This window comes from Piscirickettsia salmonis LF-89 = ATCC VR-1361 (genome assembly GCF_000297215.2).
Lineage (GTDB): Bacteria > Pseudomonadota > Gammaproteobacteria > Piscirickettsiales > Piscirickettsiaceae > Piscirickettsia > Piscirickettsia salmonis.
The window spans coordinates 1-20,284 of sequence record NZ_AMFF02000137.1; the positions used below are offsets into that span (position 1 = coordinate 1).

General features: G+C 35.9%; 18 protein-coding genes. 8 read left to right on the top strand and 10 right to left on the bottom strand.

The features are described from left to right. The first annotated feature begins 44 nt into the window (after positions 1-44). Positions 45-536, top strand: a complete 492-nt coding sequence (locus C200_RS12035; protein ID WP_016210146.1) for a hypothetical protein — start codon at positions 45-47, stop codon at positions 534-536. 121 nt (positions 537-657) lie between these two features. Beyond that, entirely contained in the window at positions 658-1,350 is a 693-nt protein-coding gene (locus C200_RS12040) for an HAD family acid phosphatase (protein WP_016210154.1), read from the top strand. A gap of 38 nt (positions 1,351-1,388) precedes the next feature. On the opposite strand, the gene C200_RS12045 is transcribed toward C200_RS12040, so the two are convergent. The 7 genes from C200_RS12045 to C200_RS12075 are packed head-to-tail and all read right to left on the bottom strand — an operon-like array spanning position 1,389 to position 11,798. Continuing rightward, positions 1,389-2,198 carry an ABC transporter ATP-binding protein gene (locus tag C200_RS12045; RefSeq protein ID WP_016210155.1) on the bottom strand — a complete coding sequence of 270 codons (810 nt, stop codon included), beginning with the start codon at positions 2,196-2,198 and terminating at the stop codon, positions 1,389-1,391. Positions 2,199-2,203: 5 nt separating this feature from the next. Next, positions 2,204-3,448, bottom strand: coding sequence for a type III PLP-dependent enzyme (locus C200_RS12050; RefSeq protein WP_016210149.1), 1,245 nt, complete (start codon positions 3,446-3,448; stop codon positions 2,204-2,206). 33 nt (positions 3,449-3,481) lie between these two features. Continuing rightward, entirely contained in the window at positions 3,482-5,350 is a 1,869-nt protein-coding gene (locus tag C200_RS12055) for an IucA/IucC family protein (protein WP_016210156.1), read from the bottom strand. After that, complete coding sequence (locus tag C200_RS12060; RefSeq protein WP_016210151.1) at positions 5,343-6,554, bottom strand: MFS transporter; 1,212 nt, start codon at positions 6,552-6,554, stop codon at positions 5,343-5,345. The genes C200_RS12055 and C200_RS12060 overlap by 8 nt, the downstream gene beginning before the upstream one ends. Positions 6,555-6,556: 2 nt before the next feature. Next, positions 6,557-8,395, bottom strand: coding sequence for an IucA/IucC family protein (locus tag C200_RS12065; protein ID WP_016210158.1), 1,839 nt, complete (start codon positions 8,393-8,395; stop codon positions 6,557-6,559). Further along, positions 8,392-9,597: an ATP-grasp domain-containing protein gene (locus C200_RS12070; RefSeq protein ID WP_016210150.1), complete on the bottom strand. Its 1,206-nt coding sequence runs from the start codon at positions 9,595-9,597 to the stop codon at positions 8,392-8,394. Before C200_RS12070 ends, C200_RS12065 begins: the two co-directional genes overlap by 4 nt. Positions 9,598-9,608: 11 nt before the next feature. Beyond that, positions 9,609-11,798: a TonB-dependent receptor family protein gene (locus tag C200_RS12075; RefSeq protein ID WP_016210144.1), complete on the bottom strand. Its 2,190-nt coding sequence runs from the start codon at positions 11,796-11,798 to the stop codon at positions 9,609-9,611. A 542-nt stretch (positions 11,799-12,340) separates the two neighbouring features. On the opposite strand from C200_RS12075, the gene C200_RS12080 reads away from it, so the two are divergent. From C200_RS12080 to C200_RS12105, 6 genes are read left to right on the top strand one after another with little or no spacing between them, the layout of a single operon-like run. After that, positions 12,341-12,970, top strand: a complete 630-nt coding sequence (locus tag C200_RS12080) for a MotA/TolQ/ExbB proton channel family protein (protein WP_016210157.1) — start codon at positions 12,341-12,343, stop codon at positions 12,968-12,970. A gap of 22 nt (positions 12,971-12,992) precedes the next feature. Continuing rightward, on the top strand, positions 12,993-13,412 hold the full coding sequence (locus tag C200_RS12085; protein ID WP_075273564.1) for an ExbD/TolR family protein: 420 nt from the start codon (positions 12,993-12,995) through the stop codon (positions 13,410-13,412). Continuing rightward, complete coding sequence (locus C200_RS12090; RefSeq protein WP_016210153.1) at positions 13,405-13,809, top strand: ExbD/TolR family protein; 405 nt, start codon at positions 13,405-13,407, stop codon at positions 13,807-13,809. Before C200_RS12085 ends, C200_RS12090 begins: the two co-directional genes overlap by 8 nt. Then, entirely contained in the window at positions 13,809-14,684 is an 876-nt protein-coding gene (locus tag C200_RS12095) for an energy transducer TonB (RefSeq protein ID WP_016210143.1), read from the top strand. The genes C200_RS12090 and C200_RS12095 overlap by 1 nt, the downstream gene beginning before the upstream one ends. A gap of 59 nt (positions 14,685-14,743) precedes the next feature. Then, complete coding sequence (locus C200_RS12100) at positions 14,744-15,724, top strand: ABC transporter substrate-binding protein (protein WP_016210142.1); 981 nt, start codon at positions 14,744-14,746, stop codon at positions 15,722-15,724. After that, positions 15,705-17,702 (top strand): iron ABC transporter permease, encoded by a 1,998-nt coding sequence (locus tag C200_RS12105; RefSeq protein ID WP_016210160.1) that lies wholly within the window; start codon positions 15,705-15,707, stop codon positions 17,700-17,702. Before C200_RS12100 ends, C200_RS12105 begins: the two co-directional genes overlap by 20 nt. 12 nt (positions 17,703-17,714) lie before the next feature. On the opposite strand, the gene C200_RS12110 is transcribed toward C200_RS12105, so the two are convergent. The 3 genes from C200_RS12110 to C200_RS12120 form a co-directional block, all read right to left on the bottom strand. Then, positions 17,715-18,887, bottom strand: a complete 1,173-nt coding sequence (locus C200_RS12110) for a hypothetical protein (protein ID WP_016210147.1) — start codon at positions 18,885-18,887, stop codon at positions 17,715-17,717. Between the two features lie 305 nt (positions 18,888-19,192). Further along, entirely contained in the window at positions 19,193-19,573 is a 381-nt protein-coding gene (locus C200_RS12115) for a hypothetical protein (protein ID WP_016210145.1), read from the bottom strand. 174 nt (positions 19,574-19,747) lie between these two features. Then, positions 19,748-19,966 carry a YodC family protein gene (locus C200_RS12120; RefSeq protein WP_016210148.1) on the bottom strand — a complete coding sequence of 73 codons (219 nt, stop codon included), beginning with the start codon at positions 19,964-19,966 and terminating at the stop codon, positions 19,748-19,750. Positions 19,967-20,284 lie beyond the last annotated feature (318 nt).

Genomic DNA, 20,284 nt, shown 5'->3' on the forward strand with positions numbered 1-20,284 from the left:
ACTGTTGATCGAGCGCTATATTTTTTAAGCTTAGACAGCTTGGGTTGCACCAGAAAGAGCAGATTACAGAGCTACTCGAATGCCCGCAAGAATTAACTTTAGTTAAGATTGTTTTATTAGCAGGTTTAGAAAAAGTGATTGCAAATTGTTTGGACAGACAAAGTGTAGTCAAATTGAAAATAGCTGAATTTTTTCGGTTAGAGGTAGAGGCAATTACTGAGGGCTCAGACAGTGATGAAAGTCTAAGTGCTGAGCTTGCGTCGTTAAAAATGGATAAGCTCAAGGATATTCTTAAAAAGGCCGCTTGTGCATTTCACCAAAAGTCAGGCCTGTTTACAGCGAAGTCTTATCAAGTGGCCAAACCTTATTTTGAAGTGCTTAGAGAGTTATTTGGTATAAGCGATGTAGAGTGGAAGGGTATTCTTGCACACGAAGCAAATTTAGACTGTGAAGAGCTATCGTTGCAGTTTTATAACAAATATATGGCGAATAAAGATGATATGGCCAGTCCAGGCCATTTGCCTACTCGGCCTTAGTATATAAATTAAAATATTTTTCTATGATTTAATAAAACTGTCACAAAATAAACAGATTTTTGTAAAGATTAAGACTTAAAATTATTCTTTTTTAAAAGCTATATCAAGATTAGGACATAGTATGAAAACTAAGGTATTGGCTCTTCGCTTATTATTGATAAAGGCTGTTTTAGTTGTGGTGGTTTTTTTTGCGGTTATTCAGGCTCAGGCCGCGCCTTTGCAGAATTTAGATGCTTTAAAGCAAGAAATTATTCAATATCATGAATCTGGAGAATATGAGTATGATGTTCGTCATATTATTGGCCAGGCTAAGCATTATTTGACGAAGCGTATTGTTGCGAATAAGGCGAGCCGGCAGCCGAAAAAGTTAGCTATTGTGCTAGATGTTGATGAGACATCGCTTTCTAATTATAGTGACTTAAAAGAATTAGACTTTGGTGGGACAAACTTACAGCAGGAGCAAGCAGAAGGCCGCGCGGATGATGTGGCGATAGCGTCGACTTTGGACTTATATCAGTTTGCGCAGGCGCATCATCTTGCTGTTTTTTTTATCACCGGACGAACAGAAATGTACCGCAGCGCGACGATGAAAAATTTAAAAGCTGCAGGGTATGCTGCTTGGCAGCAGCTTGATTTAAAACCGAATGACTATAATAAGCCCTCAGTGATTGATTATAAGCGGTCACGGCGCCAAGCGATAGTTGCCCAAGGCTATGACATTGTTTTAAATATTGGCGACCAATACAGTGATTTAGCAGGTGGTTATGCAGATAGAGTATATAAGTTACCAGATTATATGTACTATATTAATTAAATAATTAAGATTAAAGGCTTAAAGCTGAAGTTATTTGGCTATTTTGAGAATACCAGGATGTGCTGTTGTTGATAATATGCTGAGTCGATTGTAATTTCAAAGGTTTCTGCAAGTTTATTATCAGTTATTAATTGCTTGGGTGTACCCTGTGTTGTGAGCTGACCATTTTTTAAGACAAATAGATAATCGCTGTTTTGAATGGCTTGATTAAGGTCATGGAGGACCCAAAGAATAGTTTTATTATGTTTTATATTTAGATTTTTAATAAGCTCGATCATTTGTAACTGGTGTTTAATGTCTAAATACGTTGTTGGTTCATCAAGTAAAATTAACGATGTTTCTTGAGCGAGTATCATTGCAAGCCAAGCGCGTTGCTGCTGACCACCAGATAGCTGGTGTAAATGGCGCTTGCGATATGTAGCCATGTCAGTGACGTCTAATACCCAATTAATGATGTGCTCGTCTTTTGTTTGTAACCGTTTGAATAAACCCTGGTGAGGGTAGCGCCCAGCGAGGATTAAATCGATCACTGTAAACTGATCCGGAATAGCTGAGCGTTGCGGTAAAAAGGCAATATGTTTGGCAATTTCTTTGCGTTTGATAGAGTGCAACTCTGATTGATTTAGATGAATCTGCCCTTGATCAGGAGTGATCAATCCAGTGAGTAATTTAAGTAAGGTGCTTTTTCCTGAGCCGTTTGGGCCAATTAATGCTGAAATTTTTCCAGATGGAATATTTAAATTAATGTTATTTAGAATCAGTTGGTCTTTAATTTTAAAGCTGAGATTAGAGCAGCTTAGTGTAGTTGAGTTTGGTTGACCGTGGTTTTGGGTAAATTGGGCAAGCATATCAATTAACCTTGAATAAAGTGAATTTCTGGTTTGGGGTGGCGCAAAAAACTATGGTGGGAAATATTCCATGCATAAGCACCAGCATGGCTAAAAACGATAATATCACCTACACGAATATGGTGGATATCAGCATCATAAGCAAGCTTATCTTTTGGAGTGCAGAGTTGGCCGACAATATTAGCCGTTGCTTGTTTTAATTCAGGGCGTTTGTAGGGATAAGGCCAACTATCAATCGGTAATACGGTAAAAGGATGGCTGTGGCCTTGCGCATAAGGGGTGCGAAAGTGATGGGTGCCACCACGGCAGATAATAAAGTTTTGCTCATGCGTTTTTTTTATATCGATGACTTCAATTGCATAGTAACCACAAAAAACACTGATATAACGGCCACATTCGAAGCGGATTATGGTATTAACTAATTTTTTACTGTTAATTATTTCGTCAAGTTTAGCACAGAAAGAGTGCCAATTAAATTTATGGTGGGAATCTTGGTAATTAATACCGATGCCGCCGCCGACATTAAGATGATTTAAGGTGAGTTGGTGACGTTGCTGTAGTTGCTTGAAGTAATCAAGGTAATCATTGATTAGGCTTAAATGGATGTTTTCACAGATTTGCAGTGAGGCTAGATGAAGGTGAATACCCTTTAAGTGAATGAGATCTTGTTGATGAATAAAATTTAGGCAAGACATTAGCATATTTTCATCCATACCAAATGGGGTAGGGCTGCCGCCCATGGTGAGTTTGGTTTTAGGTAAAGAGGCTAGTTCTATGTTTAGACGTAATAGAATATTACACGGTTGCTTATTTGTTTGGCATAAATAATATAAGCGTTCAAGTTCGAAAATACTTTCAACATGAATTAATTCAACCTGTTGATTATTAAGGCAAGCGTTTAATTCATCATTGGTTTTACCTGGGCCTCCAAAAATAATAGGATGGTGTGGAAAGTACTGTTGGATTAGTTCTAGCTCACCTAATGAGGCAACTTCAAAGCCATGTAGATGATCTGCGAGTGTTTTAAGAATTGGAAGTTCTGAGTTTGCTTTTGTCGCATAAAACATCTGGCAAGATTTAGGCAGTGCATGAATAATATCTTGGCTGTGGCGCTTAAGCTCATCAAGGTCATAAATATAAGCGCAAAAAGGCGAATGGTCATTATTGATTGTCTTTTCTGTTTTAATTTTTTTGATGAATTTATAAATGAGATTAAAGTTAAAATTTTTTATATAATTGTCATTGTTCATAATAATGGCTAACCTAAATTTAAATATGACTTATTATGTTATTTTCAATAGTGGATTTTCTAATGCTATATAGTATGCTTTTTTATCAGCCTGCTTTAAAAATCGTGTTGTTAAGTTTGCTTTATAAGGCCAGCTTCTATGGTAAAGCCATTGTCTAAGCTCTAAAGTATGCTGGTTTGAGAGTTTATTTTGATATTCTGTTAAAGTGAGCGATAAATTTAGCCAAAGTTTTTTCTCTAAGCTTACTGAGGATTTGCTAATGAAATGAATGCTGCTTGATATATTATTAATAAAAAGGCAATAAATAATACGTTGCCAGCTTTGATTACAATCATAGGTCATTGCGGTGCGTGAAGGTTGGTCAAGATGATTTAAAGAAATATTTTTGTTTTTATTAGGGTTTAGTTTGGTTCCTTCTAAGTCCCTTAAATAAATATGACTAGGATAATACTGATGATCTAATTGAATGAGCACATTTTGTAAGTGTGGTTCAAAGGTGATGCCATGATAAAGATAATAATCAAGAATCACTGGGACAAGTAAATTAATATAGCGATTGAACCATCTGACTGCAATGGTTTCATAGGGGAATTTTTCATGGCGTGCTAATTGAATAAGAATACTCTCAATCCAACTGTGTTGATCTGGTTGGCTAGAAAATAACCCTCCTGCAAGTAGAGGCTCTGATAAGGGCTCTAAAAAGTGATTATGATTATTTAATAAGTTATTTAAATTATTGGAATGGTTTGAAAACAGTGGATTATCTCTTAAAATAAAACCAAAGCCTTCGGTAATTTTTTTATTTAGTGTTGGATTGTAAGCTAGGTTAGCTAATTTTAAGCTAAATGCGTAAGATTCATTGAGTAATGTGACATTAGGGTGATTTTTTGAAATTTCTTGCGTGTATTGGTTTAGAATGTGAGTTAGCTCGACTGCTGTTTTTAATTCAGCTGCGGAGTTTTTACGAATACAGTTAGTTAAGCGGACATTAAGAGAGAATTTATAAAAATAAGGATGGTTTTCTTGAAACAGCGTGCGGACTGAAGATGTCGCGCTGAAGCTATCACCTTGTAATCCTATGGGCTGAATATTATTGTCTATAAGTGCTTGTTTAGTTTCTTCTTGGCTTAATAAATAGTGAGCCTGCCAAGGGTGAGTTGGGTAGAGAACATGGTCGTGTTCTTCGATAATCACTGGTGGTAATTTGTTATTTTTACTGTATTGTTTGAGTTGATTTTTATTTACTTTAAAGTAATAAAGCTGAAATTTTTCTGCTAGTTCTGGTGAGTATCGTTTAATATCTTTTTCTGTAAAGCCTTGCCTTGCCTTGGGGGTCGGGTGAAACTCATGGCCAAAAATAAGGGACTGCTCTGATTGAATAAAATTAAGGGCTTGCTGATTTGAATGCGGCGATTGTTTTAAGAAATACTCTATTATTTCACAGCTTTGCATTGCCTGCTGAATAAACTCTAGATTAACTGATGACCGGTGATGTTTAGCAAGTACAGTAGTAATGATAAGTGCTAAATCACTAAAGTCAAGCAACTTGCCTAGTGGTTGTTGCTTTGATGTCATGATTGGTGAAGAAATATAGCTAAAGTGATAGGTTAAACTTGGCTTTTGTATCGCGATCACGATTTTTTTTTGATCTATTTGGCTATCTGGCAGTGTGAGGGTGAGTTGATATTTTTTATCGACTAATGAGGCCCGATCATCTAAATGAGCATAGGCTGTGTCTTCTTGCTTTAATGGTAAAAGGCTTAACCAATGATGAGGGGCAGCGACTTCACGGCAATAACAGTTTAATAGTGCTTGGATGGAGTAACGTGCAGCTAAATGATTTGAGTGTAGAGCTAAGTTTGAGTCAGTGGGAGAGGTAATATATGAGTTAGAATTAGGCATGATAAGACCTCGTAACCGTATACTGGCGTTTACATAAGTAAATGATGAGAGAGAAAGCAGCTATCAATAAAATAAAGCTACTGATGATAAAAGGTGCTGTTATCCCTAGGAACTGATAGCTAAAACCTGCGATTAAACCTGCACAAACACCAGCCCATTTGCTAATGCTGTCAAGCCAGCCGAAGACTTTACCTTCTTGTTGTTGTAACTTGAGTGTTGCAATCATCCGATTTAGGCTGATAAATCCTAAGGTAATTGCAGCTCCCATTACAATACGTAATATTATTAATGTGAGAAATCCCGTAGTTATGCATTGCCAGTACAGGCTAAAGGCTAAGAGTATCAGTGCGCCAGCAAAAATCCAGGGCTGTTGTGATGGTTGTTGTCGGTATTTTTGCAGAGAAAAAATACTGATTAAATAAACTGCATGTGGCAAGCCAAAGAGTAGGCCTAATATTAACCCTGAGTGAACATTAAAATGGGCCTGTAAAAAAGTAATAAAATAAGGAAAGCTGATAACAGTGCTAAAATTGAAGATAAAGCTTGCAGCTAATAAGCAATAATAAGGCAAGATATTAATTGCTGCATCTATTGATTGTGGTTTTGAATTAGGCGTGATTTTATCATGATCATAATTTTTATTTTTATTTTTATCTTTAGGAATAGAAAAATAAATAATAACAGCTGAGATAAATGTTATCAGTGCTAATAGAAAATAAACACTTAAAGGAGAAAATAAATTAATAAAAAAACCAATAATTATTGGGGCGATAAGAAAAGCAGCACGTGCTGAGAATTGAGTGAGGTTGAGAAGCTGACTTAATTGCCGACGATGGCTTGTTGTTGCCAGGTAGGCGTTTGCAGCAGCAAGTGTACCTCCTAGTAAGCCTTGTAAACAGAGTGAGAGAATAAAGAGGCTAAGACATCCTGATGAAAAAGCAGCAACTAAAAAGCTTATAGAAAGACCAAGCTGTGCTCTGAGTAATGCTGATTTTTTATTTATTTTGTCAGAGATTTCCCCCCAAAAAGGACTGGCAATTGCGGTTAATAGCGTGGGCAATACATATAAAAATCCTACTAAAGGTGAATGACTTAATTGAAAATTTTTATCTAAAATAATGCTAAAAAAAGGTGCAATGCCAAGTGTTGCTGAGGCGGCAATAAAATGGCACAAAATAACGCTAAAAAGTGTAGATTTTTTCATTATCAGTGTTGCCATTTTAAAAAGTTAGGTGCAGTTTTCCCGTAAAATTTATTAATATCAGCAGCAGCTGTCGTTGATTTAGGTAATAAGGTCCCCGCGGTATAAAGGTGCTTTAAGTAAAGGTAATCATCTTGTAATAAGGCCTTTTTGCAAAAGTTAATATTTATATTGTTTTCTTGATCTTGATCTTGATCTTGATCTTTAAGAATTTGCTGTTCAAGCTGGTCAAATTTATTTTTAATGGTCATTGCTAGTTGGCTATATGCTTGTTTTCTAGTGATTAGGCTCTCTGCAACCATCGGCTCGATAATGCAAGCAAGGTTGAGTTGTAGAATAATTGTTGTAAACATCTGTAATAAAGCAGTATTACTATCAGTTAAAATACGTTGGTCAATAATTTTATCGAGATAATTTTGTGATTTAGGCAATGCTTTAATTAATGTTTTAGGATTAATTCTGGGTGCATCATTGTCTTTAAATAGTAGTGATAGCTTTTTTGATGTTGGGTTAATAACCAGTAGACTGTTTTGTTGGTTGGCTTCTAAGGTAATACCATACATTAGCCACAGCTTTAAATGAGTGTGAACTGTAAGATCAAAATAATTTTTTATAAACTGATTGGTATCTTTATTAAAATGATCATTGATTAAATGCTGAATGATGAGTTGACCGTTATTTTTTGCACAAAGTGCAGCAATTGGAATAATCCAGTGATTATTTAACTGGCTTGGGTATTGACGTAAAATAAAGGCCAGCATCGGGTGAGAGTTGATATGCATGCCGGTGTATTCTGTTGTAAGGTAAATATTTTCTTTAAGCTCAGGATCTTGTAATCGGATAGATTCAAGTAAAGATTGAACCTGATGGCCATCATTAATGGTGCTAGCTTTTATAGTACGAATATTTTTAGCACTGAGTGTACGAATATCTAAAGGTAGCTTTAATTGAAAGTGACTATAATTTTTTATACTTAAACTGCGAATTGATAAGGTTGGGTTAACAGTGAGAAATGAAACAGGTGCTTTAATAATCTTTAATTTAATGCCTTGCTCATCAAGCAGATCTTGTAAACGATGGATTAAAAATGGGTGAACCGGAAGTAGAGTATGAGTCTGTTGAAGCATTGGGTTTAAACCAACGCTACTAAAGCTTGGCCAAAATATAGGAAGAGTACCTGATACAGTACTGAATGATTTTGGTATTGCGATCCAGTTGAGTTTAAATTCAGCTTTAAATTCAGTTGTATAGTTATATAAATCGTTTGGATTAAAGCCTAGTTTTGCTCTCGCAGTTGGATATAGTGGGTGATCCAAAAAAGCTGCAATATGGTCATATTGCAATAAACTTGAAAAATCTTTTGGAGCTGCTTTGAGAGTCTGAATACACTCTGAATGTTTTGCTTGTTGATTGCAAATTATTGTTTGATATGTGGCGGCTTTATATTCATTGACTGCAAATGTTAGCGATAAAGAACAGTGGTCTTGTGTGGGGTATTGTTGATAGATGGCTTTCAATAATGGAATAATTTTTGTTGATGGCTGGTATTGACCATTTTTTTTGAGATACCAAACCGGGGCTGTCACTGACCATTTTTGCATAAAATGACATGGTTGAATGGGAAAAATAATTTCTTGTGAATTAAATTTACATTGTAGCCAATGGCTATTATTAAAGGCAGTAGGTTGTTTAAAATGTAATTTAAATTTTGAAACAGGGATAGTATTAATGTCTATTACTTTTCCAGTAGTAAATCCATTCATGCTTTCTCGAATAAAGGTGTTGAGTAGACGAAAAATAAGGGTACTACGAGCCTCTCTCCACTGTTGCAAGGTGATTTTCATTGAATTTCCCATTGTAGTCGATTTTTTTGCTCAGCAAGAGACTGAGTTAAAATTTCTTGATTGGGAGAGATAAGGCGCAGTGCCGCCAGATAATCTTTATTTGAGTGAGTTTGTTTAACAAACTCTTTTTCTTGTTTAAAGTGATTTAAATCAATTTTAATTTGGTTGTCTTGTATGTGTGCTGGCGCAGGTGCTGTTTGTATGATGCCTGTTTGCTGGTGAGTGAAGTAGTGAATATGAGCAGATTGATTGCTTTTCGTTAATTTTCTATAAGGATTATTCAGTAGGTAATTAATAATTGTTTTAAAATATTGGTTATTAAATAAGTCATCGAGTAGAAAATCTTTATAATCACCGACACTACGATAGTTAATTTCAATGATTTTTGGGCCTGTAGGCGTTTCAATAAATTCAGTATGGCATGCACCAAAATTGACCCCAAGTTGATTAATCATTTGCAGTAACGCTGATGTGGTTTCTTGATCAAATTGATTAACCCAACGGGCTCCTTGCTCGATAAAATGAGGAGGTGAGGCAAGTTCGGTCCTAAAGCCTCCGAGTACTTGTAACTTTTTGCCGTTGCCGAGAGTCTCTATGCTACAGACTTGACCTTCGATAAATTCCTCTATAAGTAAGCTGTTGTTAGGAGACTGTTGCCATAATGTTTGACAATAATCTGTGAGTTCAGTGATTGAGTGGATTTTTTTGACATTGATGCTTGCCACGCCTAAGTTTGGCTTAATAATGCAAGGGTAAGTGATTTGATTAATAATTTTTTTAAGTTGAGTTTGATTTGAGACTTGGTAGTACCAAAGTGTCTCCAAGCCCAATTCTGTGAGTTGTTCTCTCGTTTTTGCTTTATGTTTGGTAATATGGCAACTAGGCCAAGATTTACCCGGAAGATTATAAAAATCAGCAACAATAGCGCAACTACTTTGCAAATGATCACTGTTACTGAATATGGCAATCGGACTAATGTGCTCTTTTTCTAATGTAGTGAGTACTTCAATTGGGTTAAAGACATCACAGGCATGAATAGTAATATGATTTAAAAGTGGTGCTAGAGATGCGGATTGTTGATGATCTTCAGGGTGATCTGTTAATAGCGTGACAGGATAGCCTTGCTTGATGATTTCAGGTAAAAAACCTTGATTGATTGATGCAGTTGTGACATGAGTTAAGATAATAAATGAAGATGTCATGGTGATTTTCCTTAAAAAGTTAAGGAGGCGCTAAGGGTAAAAGAGCGCCCGGGCGCTGGAGTGATGCCTTGACTGACATCGACATTGCGAAAGAAATAGCGTTCATCAAATAGATTTTGGATAGAAAAGCTAATTTGAGCATTTGCTCCATGTGCAAGTTTAAAGCTGCGTGTAATTGCTGTATTCCACAGCCAATAGTCAGGTATCGGTCCTTGAGTAGTTTGTTCCGTTGCTGTGTTGGCTGCATCACTAAAGGCTGAGCTGACATAATAACCACTGAGATTGTAAGTCCATTGTTTATAGTGATAGTTTGAGATGAAACTAAACTGATTCTTTGCAGCATAAGGCATTTGATTGCCTTTATTTTCACCTTGGGTAATTTCTGTATTCAGGTAGGTGTAACCTAAAGTAAAATCACTGTTTGGTAAAAACTCTGGTATATAATGCAGCTGCGTTTCTATACCTTGTTCACGGCTTGCCCCAATATTGACAAGATCATTACCTTGCTTTTCTATTTTATCTTGAAAGTCTGTTTTAAACAGTGTCATGGTAGTGCTGACCTGCTTATTCCAGTTTACACGTGAGCCTAACTCATAGTTCCATGCTTTTTCAGCGGCGAGGCTTTGTCCATTACTATTGGCAACTTGTGAGAGTTGAGGTGCGAGTAATGAGCGCTGTGCATTTGCAAATAAATAAACTGGTTGACTAATTTGGTAACCAATCGTAAGACCTGGTAGTAGTTCTGAAAGGTTATTATTAATTGCAGAGCCTGCTAAACGATCTGTGAAGTTTTGGGCAACGCGTTCATAACGCAAACCTGGGGTAATTTGCAAACGATCATTGTTAAAATATAGGGTATCACTCGCATAAGCAGCATAAGCGTTGGTGCTTAAACCCCAGCTTCTTGTCGTTGTTGTGGCTATTGTTGCAATATTATCTGTATAGACTGGGTAGCTGATTCCCTCATGTAGATAGCGTGCACCTAGAATAATTTTTTGTTTGATTGAGGTGTCTAGCATTTGGCTATAACGAGGTTCTGTACCGAAGACGAGAAAATCACGCGGTGATTGGGCTATGTCAGTTGGTGTAACATCGGCAATGCCTGGATCTTGCCAAGCAAAATTACGATAACTTTTATTAAAGTAATTTGACCAGGTTAAATTCCTCGTAGGTGTAAAATCATGGCTGATAATTAGAGAGGCGCGCAATGCATGCGCTTGGTAGCGGTTATCAGGTGTATTGGATTGGCGCCAATTATTATTGTATTGTTCAGGTGTCAGTGCACCTGGTAACTCGGCATCTGCATCATAATACTGTAGATTCGTTTTAATTTCTGTTGTTTCAGTGGCCCAATAATCGGTATTTAGTAAAATATTATTAATTTTTGTATTCGTATGTTGCCGGTCACCATTACCTCGTGTGGTATTAATTTGTAACAGCGCGCCAAAATTATCAGTAATAAAACCTCCGATGCCAACATAACTCTTGGATAAAAATTGCCCAGTAGCGGCAGCGGTCACTGATTGTTTTAGTGTGGTTGTTTTTTGATTAGGAATCGGTTTAGTAATAATATTAATTACACCACCGACATTATTTGGACCATATTGAACAGCTGCGCCACCGCGAACAATGTCAATTTTTTCGACGGTATCGAGTGTGACAGGAAACAGTGATAAACCTGTTTGACTGTAGGGAGCAAGTGCCAATGGAATACCATCGACGAGTACCTGCAAGTCAACGCTACGCAGTGGATTTAAACCTCTGACGGAAATATTAGGTAAAACTCCAGTGCCTGAAGTTTCATCTTGTACACGAATGCTTGGTACTTGGCGCAAAACTTCTTGAATGTCTTGAGCACCGGATTGCTCAATTTGTTGTTGGCTGATGATACTACGTGCGCCAGGGTAACTTTTTACGTCTTTTTTAGTGCTAGAACCGAGCCAGTTGCCATTGATAACCAGCGATTGTGTATTTTCTATTAATGTCGATTGTTCAGAAGAGGTTTTCTCAGAAGACGGTATTGTTGCTGATTTTTCATTGTATTTTTTGTGCTTTGGCTCTTGATCTGGTTTTGAGGTGGCTTTTGCTAAAGTTGGTTGTAGAAAAGTCAACGATAAAGTTACCGCAATAAATGTTCGAGTAATTTTGGTCGCGTTGGCCGTCTTTCTTGTCATTAAGGAGGTGAGTGAAGCTAAAACCATGATCTGTGTAGTGTCCAATTTTTATTAATGATAACCATTCTCAAAGTGAATTATACATGTTCGAGATTTTGAATCAAGTTGTTTACAATACTGCTGTTATATTAGGGTTGTTTAAGCGTAATGTAAATTACAGGTAATAAATAGTGATAATGTTTTTAATTTTTCTATTATTATATGAATAAAATAATTATTAATTAACTATTAATTGCTAGATTGTGATAAATATTTGATATTTTTTTATTAAATTTCATTGTATTTCTATATTTTTTATTTTAAATAAGTGTGTGATTTGTTTAATATTGGCAGGGCTGTATATAAGCTGGCATTTAGCCTTAACTTTGATTATTCATTGATAAAGCATTTTCTTTTATTGGCTTCGGTCACACTTTTGGGAGCTCTATAATGGCTATATTGGGTATGTTTTGTAAGAGTTGCATATAAAAAATTATGATAATGACAATCATAATCATTCTTAAATTGTATTGATAATAGTGGTTAAGTATGTAAAATGGATAAGCTATTTTGTAATTAGGGGCAGTCCATTGAATATTTTTTACTCATTAGTGACTCTTTACCAGCATGTGAGCAGCGTCGGCTTATTATTGATCGTTATGGGGGCGTTTACACTTGCAATATTATTATTAAAAATTTTTCAATTCAGGCGTTTAGGTTTATCTAAGGTCCAGTTCATTGACCAGGTGCTAGCGCATGTAAAAGCCGGGCAATATTCACAAGCACTGCAATCTTTGGGCACCATTAAACATCCAGTGGCAGCTGTGTTACAGGCATTGATTGAGAAAAAATTTCAGCATGATGAAAGTGTGCAATATGTCGAAGCTGAGGTTCAGCGTGTTGGAGAAGCAAGATTATCTCAGCTAGAATCTTATTTGCGGCCGATTGAGGTGATGTCTAACTTAGCACCGTTAGTGGGTTTGTTGGGCACAGTCCTTGGAATTATTATGGCATTTTCTGCCGTAAAGTCTGCAACTTATGTTGACCCTGGGCAGTTATCGAATGGTATTTCTCATGCATTGGTTACAACAGCTTTAGGGTTATGTGTCGCAATTCCTGCACAGATTGGTTTTCATTACTTAGATAGTTGTATTGAAAAAGTACGTCTGGTTATGTCTGATAGCGTTGCTCAAATGATAAATCAACCTGCTAAGATATAATAATCTAGAATAGAAATAGAGCATGAGTAACATACACTTTAGACGGCGACGCAAATCGGGACGAATTAGTTTAGTACCGATGATTGATGTACTTTGTTGTTTACTGATTTTTTTTATGTTAAGTACTCAGTTTGTTCGTTGGGGCGCATTGGATATTCAGGTGGCAAGCCCGATTGCATCAGTATCTAGGCAAGACAAAAAGTTAGAGCCGATTAAACTTTATTTAAGCATAGATCGAGTGCGGCTTGACCAAGCAGAGTTCACTTTGCCTGATTTGGTGCGAAAATTAAAAGATAATACAAATACTAGGGCTGACCTTAATCAGCTTGATATTCGTTTATTTGTCAGTAAAAAAACACAATTACAATTTACTGTAGATGTTTTTGAAAAATTACAGCAATTGGGTATTAAAAAAATAAAATTTGAAAAAAACAATGTTTGAATCAAAACGTCAAAAATCTAAAGAAGTTGAATCAGTATTTCCTTTGATTAATATCATTTTTTTATTAATAGTTTTTTTTCTAGTGGCAGGAAGAATTAGCTCTAATCAATGGCAGGTTACTCCTCCTGTTATGAAGAAGCAGGTCATTGAAAGAGACAGGAGTCTAGCAAAAAAGTGTACTGTTTATTTAAAAAAGAATGCTATTACTTATAATGCAGGTGTTATTGATTTAAATAAAAGGAGTGAACTTACTGAACTAAAAAAACAGTGCGGTAATCAGGGTATCATCATTGCTGCTTCCGATGATTTGCCAGCACAGCGTATGATTGAATTTCTAGATCAAGCAAAAGAGCAAGGCTTTAAAAAAGTAAGCATTTTAGTGATGAGTCGTTACTAATGGAAATTAAGCATCGCCATGTTATTTTTACTACTTTTTTAAATATATTGTTTGTGACTTTAGGGCTTTTTATCTGGCAGTTATTTCAAAGTCATGTACCTGCTGCTGGTGTCGTTGGTCAAACTGTCACGATAGAGTTGAGTGATCATAATGATAATAATCATGCTAAGTTGATTCAATCTCGACATGGCGTTAAAGATATATTAAAAGATATCACAAAAAATGCTCAGGCAGATAGGGTAGATAGGGCAGAGAGGGAGCTAAAGAAACATCAAAATGCTTTGCATAAGGCTAAACCTAAACCTAAACCTAAACCTAAACCTAAACCTCAAGCTCAGCCTCAAAAAAAGGTCATGGAAAAGAATGAAAAATTATCTAATGATTCTAAAATGCAAGCTAAAAATAAAGCAATAAAATTAATTAAGAAAGTAGAGACTAAACAAAAAATAGAAAGTCAGCCAAAGATAAAGCCAAAGCTTGCTCAGAATCAAGTTAAACATTTTAATAAACAGTCAGAGAATCATCTGTTAGGAAAAACACACACTCATAAAGGAGCGCAACGTGAAGGATTGGGAGGGGAAAGTTTATTACCGCCCTCTTACTTGCAGAAATTGCTAATTCATCTACAAAAGTATAAATACTATCCGCCATTTGCACTGCGCCGACAGATTACGGGTGAGGCAAAAGTGAATATTAGATTAACTTGCCAAGGGCAAGTTGAAAGTTATCAGCTTGTAAAAAAAACAGGCAGTCGCTTGCTTGATAATGCTGTTCGACAAATGCTGAAGCAGGCAAACCCATTTCCTGCAGCTAAAGTCTGTCAAGCAGCATTTAATGTGGTGGTACCCATCGAGTTTAAAATTTTAGCATCTTGAATGATGCTCTAATTTAAAATTTAATTTTTAAACTATAGATAGATAGGAGGTATAGGTTTATGCAGAAACTGGTTAGTTTATTTATTATAATCATTGCCATATTGCCTTTAAATTATTACGCAAGCACAAATCAAGAGATTAATACCGTGATGGGGCATATTTCGGTTAAAGTGCCGGTTAAGCGTGTGATTACTTTAGAACATCGTTACACGGAAATGGTTTTAAGCCTCGGTGTTGTTCCTATTGGTGTAGCGGACATTAAAAGTTATCAAGAGTATGATGGTGTTGATGAGAAAAAACTCAGGGGAGTTGAAAGTGTAGGACGGCGTGCAGCGCCTAATTTAGAGTTGATTGCTAGTTTGAAACCCGATTTAATTATTGGTGCTAAATTAAGAAATGCTTCGGTTTATCCCGTACTTTCTTTGATTTCCTCAAGTTTATTGTTTAACTATATTCAAATGCCCAATGGTAAAGCGCAGCCATTAGCAAGGTTATTTGCTGAGTTTAATACTATTGCCAAGCTACTAGGTAAAGCTCAGCAGGCAAAAAAAATCATTGCAAATTATAACAAGACAGTTACAGAGGCTAAAGCTACAATTAATCAATTAAAACAGCAAGGTCTATTAAAAAGTGATCGAGTCGCGATTGCTCAGTTTCTACCTGGGAGCCCTAAACTGCGGCTATTAACGACAGATTCTGTTGCGATTGAAGCGCTAAAGTCGATTGGCTTGAAAGCCGCATGGCCTGTCAAAGGAGGGCCTAGTACTCTGGGCTACCGTACCGTTGGTATACAAAGGTTATCAACACTAGGCCAGGCGAATGTGTTTTACTTTAATGAGCGAGCAGATGATTCTTATCTGAAAAATACTCTTAGTAATCCATTATGGTTAAACTTACCTTTTGTTAAGTCTGCTTTGACGTATCGCTTCAGTCAACAAATATGGCCTTGGGGTGGGCCTGTCGCACTAGAAAAATTTATTAATGAAGTTGTGGATAATTTAAAGCAAAAGAGTCAAGAGCATGCAGCAAATGCAGCTTAATAAGCAGTGTTTATTTTTGGTTGTAATGATTGCTTTATTATTAGTTACTGCCGTTTATTATCTTAGCTTAAGCAGTGATCTAAGTTTACTTGATCTATACACTGGTTTTATAGAGCGCAATACTTTGTTTTGGTATTTAGGTTTGCCTAGATTGGTTGCTGCTTTGTTTGCTGGTGCTGCCTTTGCAATTGCGGGTGCTTTATTTCAAGAAGCAAGCCGCAATTTACTCGCTTCTCCTAATTTATTAGGTGTTGGTGCAGGCGCTCATTTGGCGCTGACTATCGCTCTGATTGCCGTTCCTGCCCTGGTTTCTGAGCATAAAGTGCTTATTGCAAGCTTGGGTGGTGGTTTGGCTGCTGCTTTGGTCTTCTGGGTGACTAGTAAAGAGCCTGAGCCGGTACGGATTATTTTTGCTGGGGTTGCCATTTCATTGGCTGTTAGTGCCTTGGCGGCTGTTTTAAGTTTATTTTATGAGCAAAGTGTCAGTGGCTTATTTTTATGGGGAGCTGGTGATGTTGAGCAGCAAGGCTGGTCGCAAATTTCAGCGACCTGGTTGTGGTTATTATTATCTTTGCTTGCCTCATTATTATTAAGCTGTGTAATTATGGTGTATCAACTAGGTGATGATATTGCATCCTCACTTGGCGCTGGTGTGCAGCTATTACGTTGGTTGATGCTTGGCATCGGGGTGGTACTGACAGCGGTTGCTGTGACTTTAGTTGGGCCAGTGAGCTTTATCGGTTTATTTGTACCTAATGTATTGCGTGTTATTGGCTTGCCCGTTAATGCTTGTTTTTTGTTGATTTGCATGGTGGTGGGGAGTTTAACGCTGCTTATGGCGGACTTGCTGCATTTAATCTTTTTTAAATATACTTTGGTAAATATTCCCGTTGGTGTGTTAACTGCTGTGCTTGGTGCGCCTGCATTATTGTGGGCGTTAGCAAAAATCGGCCGGCTATCTTTCAGTCATAATGAAACGATTAAGTTATTTATTCGTAACCAGCCAATTTCAATCGGCTATTTACTCATTGCCTTAATTGTTATTGCGTTATTTAGTTTATTGTATAGTGGTGGGGTTCATTTAACTTTTCAGCAAATTTTTAATTTAGATGTGTTACAGGTTTACTCTTTAAGTCATTTATTAATTATAGATTTGCGTTTACCTCGGGTTATTTTAGCGATTTTAGCGGGTGGTGCTTTGGCTGTCAGTGGCTTGTTTTTCCAAGGGGTGATTCAAAACCCTTTGGCAAGCCCTGAAGTTTTAGGGGTGAGTCAAGGGGCAACGTGCTCAGCTTTATTACTATTTTTGTTGCTACCTGCAGCGCCTTGGTGGTCTGTGCAGCTTGCTGCGTTAGTGGGTGGAATGATTGCATTTGTTATTGTGGTATTGATGGCTAAAAAATTAGGGTTTCGACCTTTGCAATTGGCGATGATTGGTATTTCGTTAGGCGCACTTTATTCGGCATTAAATACGGGTATATTGGCTTTTTCAGGTATGCGAGTGAGTGAGACAATCCGTTGGCTATCGGGTAGTTTTTATGGTCATAGTTGGTCTGATGTTTGGCACTTACTCTTTTTATTGATTTTTATTCTGCCTTTATGCTTTATTCTTGCTCCTTGGTTAAATATTTTAAACTTGGGTCATGAAAAAGCTCATAGTTTAGGATTAAATTTGGTTAGAGTACAGTTTGTTTTATTATTTTTAGCTACTTTGTTGGCTTCTGCGGTTGTTGCTAGTGTTGGGATGCTAAGTTTTATTGGTTTAATGGCACCGCATTTAGCTCGGTTATTTGGTTATTATCAAGCACGAGCGTTAGTTTTAGTTAGCTTTTTACTTGGAGCAATCTTAATAGCATTTGCTGATGCTATAGGAGTCACTCTTTTTGCACCTACTGAGATACCCGCAGGCTTAATTGCTGCGATTATCGGTGCTGTTTATTTATTATTTTTATTGCAGCGCCAAGCAAGATCAACGTAGTGTGATATTAAATCATATTGCATCGGGTAATTTAAAATTAGTATCTGATATAAATTCGCTTAATATAGTATGGTTAGGCAAGGGTTTGCTACTGATGACTTCGATAAAGTTTTTTGAATTTTCTGATATAGTGTCTAATAATGCCAAAGAGGCCGTAGCTAATCCTAATATATAATTATTAGGGACAACTATAGATGTTGCAGCAACATCAGTATAGCTGTTAAAGTTTCTTTTATTGGTTGTTTGATTGATCTTTATACTAGTAAACTCATTTTCGAGTGTGTAATTATTGAAAATATTTTTTATCTCTTGCTTAATCGCACGAGAGATTTTTTTGGCAAGACCAATCACTGAATGTTGATTATAGTCTTTTGGTAGCTCAATTACAGCATCTGTAAAATAATTCCCTATTGCCTGTTGATATTTTTTGTCTTTTTTTTGACAAAACTTTCTTAAATCAATAGGGATGCGTAATATACAGTTATTAGGTGTATGGCCAATATAGGGGCCAATTTTCATTATTAAATAGGCAGTTCGAATTGATTGGAGTGATATTGATGGATGATTCTGGTTTAAGTTATTAAGGTAAGCTAATGTGTTGTTAGAAATAAGTAATTTATTATAATAGGTATCTAATTCTTGTTTGGAGGTATCTATTGTTTCATCAAAATTATGATCATTGGAATTTAATGCACTTAAATTTAAATTAGCATGATAAACTATTTTTGTTTTGCTGATTTCTTTTAATAGCTGATCTGTAAATGAGACGAGAGAATAACCATCTCCTGCAGCATGAGAGAGTGATATACCTAAATATTGCTGATTTTTAGTTGATATTAAGGATGCTGAAAAAAGATAGTTTGGGGTTAATCCTTTACTTTCTGGTCCTAGTTTTTTTAAAAACGAAATTGGCAGATTATAAATATTTTCTTTATTTAGTATAGAGTCATTTTTTAGATAAATATGGTTTATATTAAAAAATCCTTCTATATAGTTAAACTTTAATTTTTCATTGGATTTTTCTATTTTTGATGAGAATCTATTGGGAATTACATTTAAGATGCTTTTTTTTAGAGTATTTTTTGATATAGGGCTAGAGATTTTTACGAGGATAAATATAGGGGTTTTATTAATAAATTCTTTATCGATACCGACTAACTCAATTTTTTTTTCATGAAGATTCATGTATTACCCTTTGATTTAACCTTAGGATTGAGGTCATAAACTAAAGTTATTGTATGTTTTTCTTCAGAATGATGGCTATAAAGGGATAGTAAAATAGTTAATTTTAAAATTAAGATTTAAATGATATATTTATATATACTTGTTATGGTGCAGTTAACTTAGTTAAGATGTAGTCTATAGATTTTATATTTATAGCTTAAATAATAAGTTACTATTCTTGCTAATTTAGTTAAGGTCACTTCATAAATTTTCGTAAGCTGTGTTAACCTAATATTTTCATTAAGTACTGTTATCTAGAAAAAACCTTATTGTTTTTTATTTTCTTTATATATGATCATTGCGTTGATTCGATCTATGTTTAGTGTAAGAATGCTGCGCATTGTTTTATGCTTGTATTTTCCTAGGTTATTTTTTTGTTTTTTAATATCGATGATTAAACCCATTAATATTTTTGTATGATTTTTGCAAAAAGGGTTAACTTGTTGATTGAGAACTTTGGGGTCTAGGTAGGTGCGATGATCCTCAAACTTCCGTGCTAGATATTTAGCCGTTAAATGGCGGCCTGCTAGTTTATTGCGTTTATTGATGCCTAAATTGACACGCAGTTGGATAGGCTTTTTTTGAGAGTTAGAGGAATAGTGTTTTAAGTCTGTAATAAGTTGTTTATAAAGTTTATTTACTGTCATTTATTTCTCGTGCTGTGTATAGGCTGTGGTTGATAGCGTCAATTAAATCCTAGCTTTAAGGGTTATTAATGAGCCTACTATAACTCCCACTCCTAACCTTTTGAGCTATAGGCTCTAGAGATCCTCTTCGTGTAGTGTCAGTAAATTTAAGCAAAAAGTGAATTGGTGATATTATTAGCAATCATCTTGGTCAAGTTTTTTTAAAGTAAGGCCTGAGAATATTCCTTGTTGTAGGGAGAAATTGCCATTACCATCAACTTGATTAAACCAGTAGCAACTATATTCAATATCGTCTGTGTATGAAGAGTGACTACAGACTCGTACTGTCATTGGTGGTCCTCCTGATTTAAGTGTTACGACATCACCAACGTCTAATTCATACTCTTGTTTCATGCATTCTTGTCCTTGTTCCCTTGAGTTAGGATTTGTTTTAGCACTACGTTATCTGTAAATATTAATTAAGGTGCCTTAGTGATTCTAATCGCAAATTATTGTAGGCAATACTGTAATTTTTATTGAAAAATCTATGTATCATACGCTGCGAGCCATGGAGTGGTAAGCACGGGGCCGAGGTAGCGACGCTTACGAGATTATATTTCTAATTTTTATACTTAACTCTAGAGGAATATTCACATGTTGATAATGTTAGATGTGTATGGATTGTTGGTAATGATGTTATATATAAATAATTTATATATAAATTATATTTAA

Coding starts and splice junctions, on each gene's coding strand:
- C200_RS12055 (WP_016210156.1), bottom strand. CDS start 5,350: ATGCCTAATTCTAACTCATATATTACCTCTCCCACTGACTCAAACTTA.
- C200_RS12120 (WP_016210148.1), bottom strand. CDS start 19,966: ATGAAACAAGAGTATGAATTAGACGTTGGTGATGTCGTAACACTTAAA.
- C200_RS12045 (WP_016210155.1), bottom strand. CDS start 2,198: ATGCTTGCCCAATTTACCCAAAACCACGGTCAACCAAACTCAACTACA.
- C200_RS12085 (WP_075273564.1), top strand. CDS start 12,993: ATGAGTAACATACACTTTAGACGGCGACGCAAATCGGGACGAATTAGT.
- C200_RS12040 (WP_016210154.1), top strand. CDS start 658: ATGAAAACTAAGGTATTGGCTCTTCGCTTATTATTGATAAAGGCTGTT.
- C200_RS12065 (WP_016210158.1), bottom strand. CDS start 8,395: ATGAAAATCACCTTGCAACAGTGGAGAGAGGCTCGTAGTACCCTTATT.
- C200_RS12070 (WP_016210150.1), bottom strand. CDS start 9,597: ATGACATCTTCATTTATTATCTTAACTCATGTCACAACTGCATCAATC.
- C200_RS12100 (WP_016210142.1), top strand. CDS start 14,744: ATGCAGAAACTGGTTAGTTTATTTATTATAATCATTGCCATATTGCCT.
- C200_RS12075 (WP_016210144.1), bottom strand. CDS start 11,798: ATGGTTTTAGCTTCACTCACCTCCTTAATGACAAGAAAGACGGCCAAC.
- C200_RS12105 (WP_016210160.1), top strand. CDS start 15,705: ATGCAGCAAATGCAGCTTAATAAGCAGTGTTTATTTTTGGTTGTAATG.
- C200_RS12110 (WP_016210147.1), bottom strand. CDS start 18,887: ATGAATCTTCATGAAAAAAAAATTGAGTTAGTCGGTATCGATAAAGAA.
- C200_RS12095 (WP_016210143.1), top strand. CDS start 13,809: ATGGAAATTAAGCATCGCCATGTTATTTTTACTACTTTTTTAAATATA.
- C200_RS12060 (WP_016210151.1), bottom strand. CDS start 6,554: ATGAAAAAATCTACACTTTTTAGCGTTATTTTGTGCCATTTTATTGCC.
- C200_RS12115 (WP_016210145.1), bottom strand. CDS start 19,573: ATGACAGTAAATAAACTTTATAAACAACTTATTACAGACTTAAAACAC.
- C200_RS12050 (WP_016210149.1), bottom strand. CDS start 3,448: ATGAACAATGACAATTATATAAAAAATTTTAACTTTAATCTCATTTAT.
- C200_RS12090 (WP_016210153.1), top strand. CDS start 13,405: ATGTTTGAATCAAAACGTCAAAAATCTAAAGAAGTTGAATCAGTATTT.